Source organism: Cobetia sp. PDI-12MA, from assembly GCF_059507695.1.
The window spans coordinates 3,609,554-3,623,951 of record NZ_CM183351.1; the positions used below are offsets into that span (position 1 = coordinate 3,609,554).

Annotated in this window: 9 protein-coding genes and 1 pseudogene; 1 reads left to right on the forward strand and 9 read right to left on the reverse strand. The window is 63.4% G+C overall.

All coding sequences use genetic code 11. The annotated features are described in order from the left end of the window. Positions 1-141: 141 nt before the first annotated feature. Complete coding sequence (rho, locus tag AC5WNI_RS15235) at positions 142-1,401, reverse strand: transcription termination factor Rho (protein WP_043332997.1); 1,260 nt, start codon at positions 1,399-1,401, stop codon at positions 142-144. Positions 1,402-1,997: 596 nt separating this feature from the next. After that, on the reverse strand, positions 1,998-2,324 hold the full coding sequence (gene trxA / locus AC5WNI_RS15240; protein WP_175089661.1) for a thioredoxin: 327 nt from the start codon (positions 2,322-2,324) through the stop codon (positions 1,998-2,000). Between the two features lie 460 nt (positions 2,325-2,784). Between trxA and ppx the strand changes: the two genes are divergently transcribed. Then, entirely contained in the window at positions 2,785-4,290 is a 1,506-nt protein-coding gene (gene ppx / locus AC5WNI_RS15245; RefSeq protein WP_175089723.1) for an exopolyphosphatase, read from the forward strand. 41 nt (positions 4,291-4,331) lie between these two features. Here ppx and tilS read toward each other — a convergent pair whose 3' ends face one another. The 7 genes and pseudogenes from tilS to fabZ form a co-directional block, all read right to left on the reverse strand. Continuing rightward, positions 4,332-5,837 (reverse strand): tRNA lysidine(34) synthetase TilS, encoded by a 1,506-nt coding sequence (tilS, locus tag AC5WNI_RS15250; RefSeq protein WP_175089662.1) that lies wholly within the window; start codon positions 5,835-5,837, stop codon positions 4,332-4,334. 142 nt (positions 5,838-5,979) lie between these two features. Continuing rightward, the gene (accA, locus tag AC5WNI_RS15255; RefSeq protein ID WP_175089663.1) at positions 5,980-6,933 is read right to left on the reverse strand and encodes an acetyl-CoA carboxylase carboxyl transferase subunit alpha; all 954 of its coding nucleotides are present in this window, start codon (positions 6,931-6,933) and stop codon (positions 5,980-5,982) included. Positions 6,934-7,209: 276 nt separating this feature from the next. Next, complete coding sequence (dnaE, locus tag AC5WNI_RS15260) at positions 7,210-10,710, reverse strand: DNA polymerase III subunit alpha (RefSeq protein WP_175089664.1); 3,501 nt, start codon at positions 10,708-10,710, stop codon at positions 7,210-7,212. Positions 10,711-11,141: 431 nt separating this feature from the next. Then, positions 11,142-11,786 (reverse strand): annotated as a pseudogene (rnhB, locus tag AC5WNI_RS15265) (ribonuclease HII); the annotation flags it as partial. A 101-nt stretch (positions 11,787-11,887) separates the two neighbouring features. Next, positions 11,888-13,039, reverse strand: coding sequence for a lipid-A-disaccharide synthase (gene lpxB / locus AC5WNI_RS15270; RefSeq protein WP_107335918.1), 1,152 nt, complete (start codon positions 13,037-13,039; stop codon positions 11,888-11,890). A 2-nt stretch (positions 13,040-13,041) separates the two neighbouring features. Beyond that, positions 13,042-13,809, reverse strand: coding sequence for an acyl-ACP--UDP-N-acetylglucosamine O-acyltransferase (gene lpxA / locus AC5WNI_RS15275; protein ID WP_175089666.1), 768 nt, complete (start codon positions 13,807-13,809; stop codon positions 13,042-13,044). Further along, positions 13,806-14,249, reverse strand: coding sequence for a 3-hydroxyacyl-ACP dehydratase FabZ (gene fabZ / locus AC5WNI_RS15280; RefSeq protein ID WP_175089667.1), 444 nt, complete (start codon positions 14,247-14,249; stop codon positions 13,806-13,808). Before fabZ ends, lpxA begins: the two co-directional genes overlap by 4 nt. Positions 14,250-14,398: the final 149 nt, after the last annotated feature.

A 14,398-nucleotide genomic window follows, 5' to 3' on the forward strand; every position in this document is an offset into this window, starting at 1 on the left:
GATCAAGCCCCGAGCATAACATTGCCAGCCGGCACTCGGCAGGTCAGCAACGCAGGACGCCCACTTCCCGAGCGGGAAGTGGGCGTCCTGGCAAGCACCTGTCGAGAACATGGCCAGCCAACCGGCTCGGCCAAGTGTCGATCAGCGGCGCTTCATGGCCTCGAAGAACTCGAGATTGGTCTTGGTATCTTTCAGGCGATCGATCAGGAACTCGGTGGCCGCCACATCTTCCATCGGGTTGAGCAGCTTGCGCAGGATCCACATGCGCTGCATTTCATCCTCGGACGCGATCAGGTCTTCACGACGCGTGCCGGATCGACGGATGTTGAGGGCCGGGAAGACACGACGCTCGGCCAGCTTGCGGTCGAGGTGAGCTTCCATGTTACCGGTGCCCTTGAATTCCTCGAAGATGACCTCGTCCATCTTGGAGCCGGTATCGACCAGTGCCGTGGCGAGGATGGTCAGGCTGCCGCCTTCTTCGATGTTACGCGCGGCACCGAAGAAGCGCTTCGGCTTCTCGAGCGCGTGAGCGTCGACACCACCGGTCAGCACCTTGCCGGAAGACGGCACCACGGTGTTGTAGGCACGCGCCAGACGGGTCACGGAATCAAGCAGGATCACGACATCCTTCTTGTGCTCGACCAGACGCTTGGCCTTCTCGATCACCATCTCGGCGACCTGGACGTGACGGGCCGGCGGCTCATCGAAGGTGGAGGCCACGACTTCGCCACGCACGGTGCGCGACATCTCGGTGACTTCCTCGGGACGCTCATCGATCAGCAGCACGATGAGGTGACATTCGGGGTTGTTGCGCGTGATGGAGGCGGCAATGTTCTGCAGCATCATCGTCTTGCCCGCCTTGGGCGGCGAGACGATCAGACCACGCTGGCCCTTGCCGATCGGTGCGGTCAGATCAAGGATGCGCGAGGTGATGTCTTCGGTGGAACCATTGCCGATTTCCATCAGCAGGCGCGACTGCGGAAACAGCGGCGTCAGATTCTCGAACAGGATCTTGTGCTTGGCGTTCTCAGGGCGGTCAAAGTTGATCTGGTTGACTTTGAGTAGCGCGAAGTAACGCTCCCCTTCCTTCGGCGGACGAATCTTGCCGGAGATGGTGTCGCCCTTGCGCAGATTGAAGCGACGGATCTGGGAAGGTGAAACGTAGATGTCATCAGGACCCGCGAGGTAGGAAGAGTCTGCACTGCGAAGGAAGCCGAAGCCGTCCTGCAGGATTTCCAGAACGCCGTCGCCGTAGATGTCCTCACCGCTTTTCGCGTGCTTCTTGAGGATGGCGAAGATGATGTCCTGCTTGCGCGAACGTGCCAGATTGTCGATGCCCATCGTCTGGGCAAGTTCCAGCAGTTCGGGGACAGTATTTTGCTTGAGTTGGGTAAGATTCATCGGCTTTGTTTGAACGTGGCTCAGGTCAGCAGGGCTGATAGATAAGAAGGGAATCGAGAAGACGGGCAGAAGACAAGGACCGGCACTGCAAGGGTGCAGACAGAACTCGACAGCATTCCCGGAGGCAAGCGCCTGAGCTGGATGAAGACAGGTGCCAAAAGTTCAGGAAAGATCACTCACCACGGCCGAACAACGAATTCAGCAACGGAGTGTCGAGCTACGGATGTCCAGCGACGACGGACCGGTCGAAGGGACACGGAGCGTCATGCTTCCTGACAGAAAAGTCTTCTCGATATGGAATCTAGCGGTATGAATCGCCTGGGGGCTGGCCGGCGTGTCGCGGGCAGCATTACCAGAGGGCTGGCTGACAACTGGGGGACCGTGGGACGGTCGACATGACGCAATCAGAGAGCGTGTAATCAGGCGAACGCCTCGATGGTAGTCAAGCCGGCCCCTGAACGCAAGCCCCGACGGCCTGGTGGCGCACCCGGTACTGCCTGAAGTGCTCGCCACCGGCCAGCCAACACTGCGATAGCTGCCGCTGACACGGCGCTTTCACTGATGCCCCAAGGCCCCCGAGGGCAGCAAGGCCCGATTCACAGATTGGCATCCAGAAAGGCTGCCAGCTGCGCGCGCGGCATGGCGCCCACCTTGCTGGCTTCGACATTGCCGCCCAGAAACAGCATCAATGTCGGCACACCGCGCACGCCGAAGCGGGCGGCGAGTTCAGGGGCTTCATCGACATCGACCTTGACGATCTTGAGCTGCCCTTCGTATTCCTCGGCCAGGGATTCCAGCGTCGGTGCCACGCTCTTGCACGGCCCGCACCAGGAAGCCCAGAAATCCACCAGCACCGGATGCTCGCTTTCCAGCACCACGGATTCGAAGTCCTTTTCTGCAATCGGTACCACACGTTCGCTCATCGCGACGTTATCTCCCAGACCCGGTCGGTCTTGCTGAATGTGCTGCGTGATGGCTTATGACTCATAGTACGTGATGATGACCCGCGACTTCGCCGTTCTGTCATATCACGCCGCTACAATAGCATGCCCCATGCGCTGAATGTGCCGCCAGCCCCTCGAGGTGGTGGCGCCGTGGGTGCCACCGGTTTGACACCTCTGGCCAGTCGCCGCAATCTTGCGTGAGTCGCCGCCGCGCCCTGCAGCCAGCTTCATCTTTCCGCAGCAGGCCCGCGTCCGGTGGCCGCCCACGCTCACGACAGCTTCATTGCGCCATGGTCGCTACGCAGGGAAGCCGTCGCAGGAGTTGGCGTGAAGGAGGCAGCGCATGATGCCTGCCATGAATGACCCGCCGTAAAGGACTCCGCCCTTGAGTGAATCAGCACCCTCCCAGCCTCCACAACCCACCGCCACTGATGAAGGCATCACCGGCAACGAGGCCCCGCTGCTGAAGCTGGCCGCCATCGATCTGGGTTCCAACAGCTTCCACCTGCTGCTGGCCAACCACCAGGCGGGGCAATTGCAGGTCGTGGCCAAGCAGGGTGAGAAGGTCCAGCTGGCGGCAGGGCTGGACGAAGACGGCATGCTCAGCGAGGAAGCCATGGAGCGCGCCCTCAACTGCCTCGCCCAGTTCGCACCCTTCATCGACGGCATCGAGGCCGACCATCTACGGGTCGTGGGCACCAACGCCCTGCGCGCCGCGCATAACAGTGAAGAACTGATCGAACGTGCCGAGGCTCTGCTGGGGCATCCCATCGAGATCATCGCCGGGCGCGAAGAAGCCCGCCTGATCTATCTGGGCGCGGCGCATGCACTGGCCGATGTGCACGGCAAGCGTCTGATCGTCGATATCGGCGGCGGCTCCACCGAGTTCATCATCGGCGAGCAATTCGAGCCCCAGCTGCTGGAAAGCCTGCACATGGGCTGCGTTGCCTATACCAAGGCCTTTTTCCAAGATGGCGAGATCAGCGAGAAGCGCATGCGCCGCGCCGAGCTGGCCGCACGCTCGGAACTGGCCAGCATCCAGCGCACCTATCGCGAGATGGGCTGGGATGACCCGGTCGGCTCCTCCGGCACCATCAAGGCCGCCGCCAACGTGCTGGAAGCGCACGGCTGGGCCCCGCATGGCGTGGTCACACGCGAAGGGCTACTCAAGCTGCGCGCGGCGCTGCTGGAATTCAAACGTCTCGACAAGGTCAGCCTGCCCGGCCTGAAGAACGATCGTGCCACCGTCTTCCCGGCGGGCATCGCCATTCTGTGCGGTGTCTTCGAGGCATTGGGGCTGGAGCAGATGCGCTACTCCGACGGCGCGCTGCGCGAAGGCGTGCTGTTCGATCTGATCGGGCGCAACACGCCGGAGGATTCACGCCTGTCAGCCATCGAGTCGCTGCAGCGTCGTTATGGCATCGATACCCGCCACGCCAGCAATGTGCGCGACACCGCCCTGCAGCTGTTCGATCAGGTCGCCGGTGACTGGGCGCTGGGGGCGACGTCACGCCAACTGCTGAGCTGGGCCGCCGAACTCCACGAAGTCGGCCAGGCGATTTCCCACAGCCAGTTCCATCGCCATGGCGCCTACCTGCTCGAGCATTCCGACCTGCTCGGCTTCTCGCGTCCCGAACAGCGCGCGCTGGCCTTCCTGGTCCGTGCCCACCGTCGCAAGTTCCCCAGGAACGAACTGGCGACGCTGCCGGAGCCGCAGCAACCGCGTCTGGCGCGCCTGGCACGCCTGCTGCGCATGGCGGTGATGCTCAACCATTCACGCTCGGAAGCGCCGGTGCTCGGCATGCATCTCAGCGCCGAAGGCGACGATCTGACGCTCAATCTGACCGAGGAATATCGCGATCACAGCCTGATCAACGATGACCTCAGCCAGGAAAGCGAGCTGCAGAAAGCCGCCGGCATGACGCTGACACTGGCCGATGCCTGAGCGAGCCCCAAGCAAGATATCGGCGAGATCGCCCGCTGGCCTCACTGCGATGTGAGTGAGGCCAGTAGCCACCAGCCCCGCGAGGGGTGCCACAGCCCCGCGACTGTCCCGTCGTTCATGCGCGCCACACGCAACTGCTCACGCTGCCAGGGCGGGATGTCGGCTTCCTGCAGCAAGCGCTTGATATCGCGCCGCCCCCGCCCTGCCACTCGCAGTACATCTCCCGGCTGACGCGACGTGAAGGCAACATGCTGCTCGCCCCTTCCCAGCGCCCGCCATGCCTTGCGTGCCTCAGAATCCCACTCGCAGGAAGGTCTCTCGCCGGGTTGGCGACCACTTCTCGCGTAGCCGTTATCACCTTGTCGGTGGCAAACGCTCTGCTCAATAACGGTATCTGAGACCTGCCACCACAGCTGTCCGCGCCACGCGCGCACGCTGACGGCATATTCGGCATTGGCCCACTGCACCTCGGCCACCGAGTCGGGCGGCGTGGCGATCAATCGCTGCAGGCTCATCAAGCGTCCGCGCGGTGGCACCGGCCAGCCACGCGACTGGCATAGATGGCGCAGGACCAGCCGTTGGCGTGACTCACTCAAGCCTGCCAGCTCCGCCAATGACAACTGCGTCTCTTGCTCCCGCCCTTGATCCAGGCCCTGGTTCAGTCCCGGATCAAGACCCTGCCCCTGTCCTTGTCTCTGAACCAGGCGCTCAGCGCCCGTCACCTGAACCTTCGTCAACAGCTCGGCCGCCAGCTCATCAAGCAAGGACTGCTCTTCCTGCAATTGCTGCGCCGAGCGCGCCAGGCTGGCCACGGCCTGCGGCCAGCGCGCCTGCAACAGCGGCACGACACTGTGGCGCAGGTAGTTGCGATCAAACTGCTGATCGACATTGCTGGGGTCTTCGCACCAGTCTCGCCCGGCCTGCAAGCCCTGCTGGCTCGCCAGTGTCTGGATTTCATCGCGCGAGATACCCAGCAGCGGCCGTAGCAGTCGTGCCCGCCCAGGGGATGCCTCACCCATGGCCAGCGCCCGCTCAGACGGCATGGCCGCCAGCCCGCGCCCGCCACTGCCACGCAGTGCGTTGAGCAACAGCGTCTCGGCCTGATCATCTTGATGCTGCGCCAGCCACAGGCTATCCCCCGCCACCAGACAGGCGCTCAGCGCCGCCAGCCGTCCTTCGCGCGCTGCCGCCTCCAGTCCTCGCGACTTGAGTGCTGTCTCCGCCAGCGCCAGATGACGCACGCTAAGCGGCAGCCCGAGACGCGAGGCCAGCCTGCGCGCCAGCTGCTCGAAATCATCGTTGGCTGCCTGCAGGCCGTGATGCACATGCACCAGCCGCAGTCGACGCGGGCAGTCCTTGACCGCACGTGCCGCCAGCCGCGCCAGCATCACCGAATCCAGCCCACCCGAGAGCGCGACCCATACCGTGCGCCTGGCATCGCTGGCCTCGAGCGCCTCGCGCACGGCGACGAGTGCGCGCGACTCCGCCATCTCGCTCAATGGTTGAGCGAACAGGTACAGCGAATCCAGTGAGGGGGACAGAGACATGTCGGGCTCCTGTCGCGAAGCGGAGGAAAGAAGTCGAGGAGAAAACGCCGGCCCTGAACGCAAGAACGCCCCCGGAAGAATCCGGAGGCGTCCTGGTCACGCGGGCATGAGCCGATCGCGCATCATGCGAGAGGCACCGGGATCAGACCGGGGCGCCGTAGCTCATCAGGCGCTGGTAACGACGCTCCAGCAGGGCATCGGTATCCATGGCGCCAAGACGCTCCAGACCTTCGCCCAGCGCGGCCTTGATGCTGTCAGCGGCGGACTGCGGGTTGCGGTGCGCGCCACCCAGCGGCTCCTTGATCAGGTTGTCGACGAAGCCCAGCTCCTTGAGGCGCGAGGCAGTGATGCCCATCGCATCAGCGGCGTCGGCGGCACGTTCGGCACTCTTCCACAGGATGGAAGCACAACCTTCCGGCGAGATCACCGAGTAGGTGGAGTACTGCAGCATGTTCAGCTCGTCACACACGCCGATCGCCAGTGCACCGCCGGAACCACCCTCACCGATGACAGTGGAGATGATCGGCGTCTTCAGGCGAGACATCACCGCCAGGTTGTAGGCGATGGCCTCGGACTGACCACGCTCCTCGGCACCGATGCCCGGATAGGCACCCGGAGTGTCGATGAAGGTCAGGATCGGCATCTTGAAACGCTCGGCCATCTCCATCAGACGGCAGGCCTTGCGGTAACCTTCCGGACGCGGCATGCCGAAATTGCGACGCACCTTTTCCTTCACGTCGCGACCTTTCTGGTGACCGATCACCATCACCGGCTTGTCGTCGAGACGCGCGATACCGCCGACCAGTGCTTCGTCGTCCGCGTAGTGACGGTCGCCGTGCAGCTCATCGAAGTCCGTGAACAGGTTCTCGAGATAATCGAGGGTATACGGGCGCTGCGGGTGACGTGCCAGCTGAGATACCTGCCAGGCGCCGAGGTCCTTGAAGATGGACTCGGTGAGCTTGGTGCTCTTTTCCTGCAGGCGAGCGATCTCGTCAGACAGGTTGACCTGGGAGTCGTTACCGACCAGACGGAGTTCCTCGATCTTGGCCTGCAGCTCGGCGATCGGCTGTTCAAAGTCCAGATAATTGGGATTCATAAGGCGTTTCGTTCGTCGTCTCGGGCAGCCAGGAAAGCGAGTCGGCCGGGTCACTCCCCCTGAGCACACGCTCAGGCGATCTGTGGCACACGGCGGTCACAGTCGGCATGGAATTGGGTACGGAAAAGATGGACAGGCATTATCGCACCCTGTTCGACAGGTGCAAACCTTGCCCGCCTGTTAGGCGTGGATTAACTCTGCGCCCACGCCGCTCATCTCGGTGCTGTGCCTGCCCCGCCGCTTGGCGAGGCAGGCATCATCCTGTCGGCCAGCAAGTCAGTCACGGTACTTGAGGCGCACGCCGCGCTGGCCTTCCACCTCACCCAGCTGGATCAACAACTCATCACTGGGCGCAACGCGCCATTGCTCGCCCAGCTCCAGCCAGGCCTCCGCCGCGGCGTTGCGATAACGCAGGCGCATAGGCAGGCCTTCACTGGCCAGGTGTGGCGTCAGCAAGGTGGTCAGCTGCTGGGTGAAGCGACCGCCGATGTCCTCGGCGGCAATGCTCATCTCGACCGCCTCACCGAAGCGCGCCCGCGCATCGATGATCGGCGTGACATCCTTGCCGCGCAGACGCAGGCCGCCGGAATAGTCATCCTGACTGACCTCGCCTTCGACGATCACCACGCTGTCAGGCACCAGCTTGTTGCGCACCTGATCGTAGAGCTCACCGAACATCGAGGCCTCGATGCGTCCGGTGCGGTCATCCAGGGTCACGAAGGCCATGGTGTCGCCCCGCTTGGACTTCATGGTGCGCATGGCGATCACCAGCCCGGCGATGCGCTGCGGCTCGCGCGACGGTTTGAGATCACTGATGCGCGCATTGATGAAGCGCTTGAGCTCACCCTCATACTCATCGATGGGATGGCCGGTCAGATAGAGGCCCAGCGTGTCCTTCTCGCCGGTGAGACGTTCCTTGTCGGTCCACTCGCGCGCTTTGCGATAGCCGGCGTAGACATCGGTTTCCGGCTCGCTGAAGGCATCGCCGAACATGTCAGTGATGCCGACATCATTGTTGGCGTGATTCTGGGAGGCGGCCTTGAGCGCATCCTCCACCGCCAGCATCAGCACCGCGCGCGACGGGCCGATGTTGTCCAGCGCACCGGAGCGGATCAGCGCCTCCAGAGTGCGCTTGTTGATCTTCTTGGCATCGATGCGCTTGCAGAAGTCGAAGATGTCACTGAACGGGCCACCCTCGGCTCTCGCGCTGACGATGGCATCAATCGGGCCTTCACCCACGCCACGGATCGCGCCCAGACCATAGACGACGCGCCCTTCCAGATCGACGGTGAACTTGTAGCCGCCGAGGTTCACATCCGGCGGCGTGACCGTGAGGCCGATATGGCGGCACTCCTCGATCAGCGGCACCACCTTCTCGATGGTCTGCATCTCGGTCGAGATCACCGCGGCCATGAACGGCCCCGGATAGTGCGCCTTCAGCCATCCCGTCTGGTAGGAGACGAGACCATAGGCCGCCGAGTGCGACTTGTTGAAGCCGTAACCGGCGAATTTCTCCACCAGATCGAAGATGTTGCCGGCCAGGTCCTTGTCGATGCCCTTGCCCGCACACCCTTCCATGAAGCCGGCACGCTGCTTGGCCATCTCTTCCGGCTTCTTCTTGCCCATCGCGCGGCGCAGCATGTCGGCCTGCCCCAGCGTATAGCCGGCCAGCACCTGCGCGATCTGCATGACCTGCTCCTGATACAGGATGATGCCGTAGGTCGGCTCCAGTACCGGCTTGAGCAGCTCATGCTGGTAATCCGGGTGTGGATAAGACACTTCGGAACGACCGTGCTTGCGGTTGATGAAGTCATCCACCATGCCGGACTGCAACGGCCCGGGACGGAACAGGGCCACCAGGGCGATCATGTCTTCCAGGCAGTCGGGCTTGAGCTTCTTGATCAGCTCCTTCATGCCGCGGGATTCGAGCTGGAAGACGGCCGTCGTCTCCGCCTTCTGCAGCATGTCGAAGGTCTTGGCGTCATCCAGCGGGATGTCATCGATATCCAGTGGCGGCAGCCCTTCGCGCTCACGGACCTTGTCGACCATCTCGGTCGCCCAGTCGATGATGGTCAGGGTGCGCAGCCCCAGGAAGTCGAACTTGACCAGCCCGGCCTCCTCGACATCGTTCTTGTCGAACTGGACCACCAGACCGCTGCCGTCTTCATCACAGAGCAGCGGCGCGAAGTCGGTCAGCTTGGTCGGCGCGATCACCACGCCCCCGGCGTGCTTGCCGGTGCCGCGCGTGGTGCCCTCGAGCTTGAGCGCCATCTCCCAGATTTCCTGGGCTTCCTCGTCGTTGTCGATGAATTCCTTGAGCTGCGGCTCCTGCTCGATGGCCTTCTCCAGCGTGATGCCGACCTCGAAGGGAATCAGCTTGGAGAGCTTGTCGCCCAGCGAGTAGGGCTTGCCCTGGGCACGCGCCACGTCACGCACCACAGCCTTGGCAGCCATGGTGCCGAAGGTGACGATCTGCGAGACCGCGTTGCGCCCGTAGCGCTCGGCCACGTACTCGATCACGCGGTCACGCTTTTCCATGCAGAAATCGACGTCAAAGTCAGGCATGGAGACACGTTCCGGGTTCAGGAAGCGCTCGAACAGCAGGTCATATTCCAGCGGGTCCAGATCGGTGATCTTCTGGGCATAGGCCACCAGTGAGCCGGCACCGGAACCGCGCCCCGGACCGACCGGCACGCCGTTGTCCTTGCCCCACTGGATGAAGTCCATGACGATCAGGAAGTAACCGGGGAAGCCCATCTGCAGGATGATGTCGAGCTCGAAATCCAGCCGCGTGCGGTAGCGTTGCTCGATCTCGGCCCAGGCCTCGCTGTCGCGCGGATGCCTGGCGTGGGGATACAGCTTGTCGAGACGCTCCGTCAGGCCATCATGCGAGACCTTGCGGAAGAACTGGTCCATCGTCATGCCTTCCGGCACCGGGAATTCGGGCAGGAAGTAGGTGCCCAGCTGCACGGTCACCGAGCAACGCGCCGCGATCAGCACACTGTTCTCGAGCGCTTCGGGAATGTCGGAGAACAGCTCGCTCATCTCCTCGGCGCTCTTCAGGTACTGCTCATCGCTGTAGCGGGTCTCGCGCCGCGGGTCATCCAGCGCCTTGCCTTCGCCGATGGAGACGCGCGTCTCATGGGCCCAGTAGTCTTCACGCTTGAGGAAGCGCACATCATTGGTGGCCACCACGGGCGTATCGGTGGCCTCGGCGAGCGCTACCGACAGATGAAGGCACTCTTCCTCGTACTGACGCTGGGTGCGGGTCAGCTCCAGATAGAAGCGATCCCCGAACACCGACTTCCATTCACCGAGCAGTGCCCGAGCGCTGTCCTCGTGGTCCGACAGTAGATGACGGCCGATCTCGCCTTCACGGCCGCCGGACAGCACGATCAGGCCCTCGGCCTGCTCGAAGATCCACTCTTTCTCGAGGTAGGCGCGGTCCTGCTTCTGGCCATCGGTCCAGCCGCGCGAGATCAGCTCGGTGAGATTGCGATAACCGGTGTCGTTCATCGCCAGCAGCGTGAGGCGATACGGGCGCGTGGCATCTTGGAGATTGATCAGCCACATGTCGGCACCGATGATCGGCTTGATGCCGGCAGCGCGCGCATTGGAGTAGAACTTGACCAGCCCGAACAGGTTGGCCTCGTCAGTCACCGCGACAGCCGGCTGGCCCGCCGCGGCGGTCGCCTTGATCAGCGGCTTGACGCCGGGCAGACCATCGACGAGGGAGAACTCGGTGTGAACGCGCAGGTGAACAAAGGGCGTGGTCATGGAATCGGCTCGTGAAGTCGGCGTGACGGTGAAGGATTCGGTTGCGGCTGGTGCTGTCGTCGCTGCGGGTGACGGCGGCTGCGAGGCTGAAGGCTCGGGCTTCAAGGATAGCCTGTCAGCGCCATCGTCTGAAGGTGCAGCGTCTGGCCGGACAGGCTCGACTGACGGGGATGCCGCGGTCTCACTGGCATCAGTCAGACCACGGCTGGTGGCTTTTTTGCCGTGGAATACTGGCTCGTCTCGCTTGCATCGCTCAGCATCGCGCTCGGCTCTGGCGTTGGCTCGACCTGCACTCCTGTCTGCGGCCCTGCCGGCGTGGCGCTGTCATCCAGCTCTGGCGTCGCCATTTCTGGAATCGCAGCCTCCGGGGTCGGAAGCGCGATCAGCGCGTCCGGTGGCACGGCCTGTGGCACGTGCCCCGACATGAACAGCCGCTTGACCGGCCCGAAGCTCTTGCGGTGCAGGGTGAGGATGCCATGTTCCTTGATGGCGGCCTGGTGCTCACGAGTCGGGTAGCCCTTGTGACGCGCGAAGCCGTAGACGGGGAAGCGCGAATCCAGCGCCGCCATCTGGGCGTCGCGATGCACCTTGGCCAGAATCGAGGCCGCGCCGATGGCAGCGTGACGCAGATCGCCCTTCACCACCGCCATGCCGGGAATCTCGTGCCCCGGCAGTCGATTGCCATCCACCAGCAGGTATTCCGGGCGCACGCCCAGTGCATCGATGGCACGCCGCATTGCCAGGTGCGTGGCCTGATAGATGTTCAGCTCATCGATCTCGTCACTGGAGGCCTCGGCGATCGCCCACGCCCAGGCACGCGCTCGAATCTGCTCGTAGAGGGCCAGACGCTTCTTCTCGCTGAGCTTCTTGGAGTCCGTGATGCCCTCGATGGGATCGCTCGGGTCCAGAATCACCGCTGCCGCCACCACCGGACCAACCAGCGGTCCACGTCCGACCTCATCGATACCGGCCAGCAACTGCCCCTGGTAGGGAATCACCAGCGGCGGGAAATCATCGGCGGGTTTACGCTTGCGCGCAGAAGGCGGAGTGGCGTGGCTGTCGGCAGAGTCGGTCATGATATCTCGAGGCGTAAGACAACAGGCAGAGCGCCAACGCGATCTGCCTGTCGAGGTGATTCAATCAAGGGTAGCGCTATGTCTGGCGGTGACACGCGGGATCAGCGTCCGGCCAGCTCACCTATGGCGATGGCGGCCGCAGCGCTGGCATCACAGGTCAGTTCACGATGCATGGCGGTGAAACGCTCTCGCAGTTCTCGTTGGCGGGCGACGTCACCGGCGGCACGCGACAGCAATGGCGCAAGGCTTTCCTCGATGGACTCCGGCGTGGCGGCGTCCTGGATCAGCTCCGGCACCAGCGTCTCGCGGGCGATCAGATTAGGCAGGGAAATCCACTCGGTCTTGACCATATGCCGCGCGATGCGATGTGTCATCGGCGCCATGCGATAGGCCACCACCATCGGGCGATGACAGAGCAGACATTCGAGCGCCGCTGTGCCGGACGCCAGCAGCACGGCATCGGCGGCGGTCATCGCTTCACGCGATTGGCCATCCACCAGATGGATGCGGCTGCGATCCAGACCTTCGCGCTCCGCCATCAGGGACTCGAGCTCGGTGCGCCGCAGCGGCGTGGCCGCCGGGATCACCACCTCAAGGCCAGGATAACGCTGACAGAGACGCTCGATGGCGGCCAGGAAGGTCTCGCCGAGAAAGCGGATCTCGTTGGCGCGGGAGCCCGGCAATACCGCCAGCAGCTGCACTTCCGGATCGATCCCCAACTGCCCACGGGCAGCAGCGCGATCATCCTCGAGCGGCAACTCATCGGCCAGCGGATGGCCGACGAAGGTCACCGGCACCTGATGCTCACGATAGAAGGCGGCCTCGAAGGGCAGGAAGGTCAACATGCGATCGACGGCGCGGCGAATGGTCTTCACGCGCCCCTGACGCCAGGCCCACACGGAGGGGCTGACGTAGTGCGCGGTGGTGATGCCCTGCTTGCGCAGACGCAGCTCGAGCCCCAGATTGAAGTCCGGGGCATCGATGCCGATCATCACGTCGGGCTGCCACTCAAGGGCGTCGCGCAACAGATGGCGACGCACCTTGATCAGCGCCGGCAGATGCTTGAGCACCTCGACCAGCCCCATCACCGACAGGGTTTCCAGCGGATAGAGGCTGTCAAAGCCCTCGGCCTGCATGCGCGGGCCGCCGATGCCACGGAACTCGACATCGGGATAGCGCGCCTTGAGCGCGCGCATCAGGCTGGCACCGAGGATGTCACCGGAGAGCTCCCCGGCTACCAGGTAGATGCGCATGCTCAGCGAGTCAGACCGCGTGTGGACGCCTTGAGCGAGGCGATGAAGACATCGCGCTCGGCCAGCGGCGGCTCGGCTTCCAGCTGCTCGAGGGCCTGGGCCAGCGTCAGCCCCTGACGGAAGACCGTCTTGTAGGCCGTGTTCAGCGCGGAGATGATCTCGCGGCTGAAGCCACGACGCTTGAGGCCGACGCTGTTGAGGCCATGCGCTTCCGCCGGATGACCATTGACCATCACGAAGGCCGCGATGTCCTTGGTGATGATGGAGCCACCACCCGCCATGGCATGTTCGCCGATATGGCAGAACTGATGCACCGCCGACAGGCCACCCAGAATGACGTGGTTGCCGAGGTGGACATGGCCGCCCAGCGTCGCCTGATTGGCCATGATGCAGTCGTCGCCGATGATGCAGTCATGACCGACGTGCGAGTAGGCCATGAACAGGTTGCGACTGCCGATACGCGTGAGGCTGGCATCCTGGACGGTGCCGCGATGCAGGGTCACGCCCTCGCGGATGACGTTGTCATCCCCGATCTCCAGACGCGTCGGCTCACCGGCGTACTTCTTGTCCTGGCAGTCCTCGCCCACCGACGCGAACTGGAAGATACGGTTGCGCTCACCGATGACGGTGGTGCCCTTGATGACGACATGCGGCCCCACCACCGTGCCAGCGCCGATCTCGACATCAGCCCCGATCACGCAGAACGGGCCGACCTCGACATCATCGGCCAGGCGGGCGCCGGGATCGACAATGGCAGTAGGATGTATCAAGCGACCTTCCTCTCGGCACAGATGATTTCGGCCTCGCAGACCACATCGCCATCGACCTTGGCCTGACAGGCGAATTTCCAGATGCCACGCTTCTCGCGCAGCACGCGGGCGCTGATCTCGAGCTGATCACCCGGCATCACCGGGCGCTTGAAGCGCACATTGTCGCTTCCGACGAGATAGTAGATGTAGCCATCGGCGGGACGTTTGTCGACGGTCTTGAAGCCGAGAATACCCGCCGCCTGAGCCATGGCTTCCACGATCAGAACGCCCGGCATGATCGGGTGCTCCGGGAAGTGACCATTGAAGAACGGCTCGTTGATGCTGACGTTCTTGCGCGCAACGATGAACTCGCCAAGGGTCAGGTCCATGACACGATCGATCAGCAGGAAAGGATAGCGGTGCGGGAGATACTCACGGATCTCGTTGACGTCCATAACCATTGGCTTGCAACCTCTGAAATAACGAAATGCCTGCCGCTCGCGGGCAGGCATGTAATGACGGTCCGGACCGCCGTTCGGGCAATGGCGCGCATTATAGCGTCCTTGCGCGTGGCTGGCAGCCGCTCATTGCCCGACAGTGCGCCAAGCAG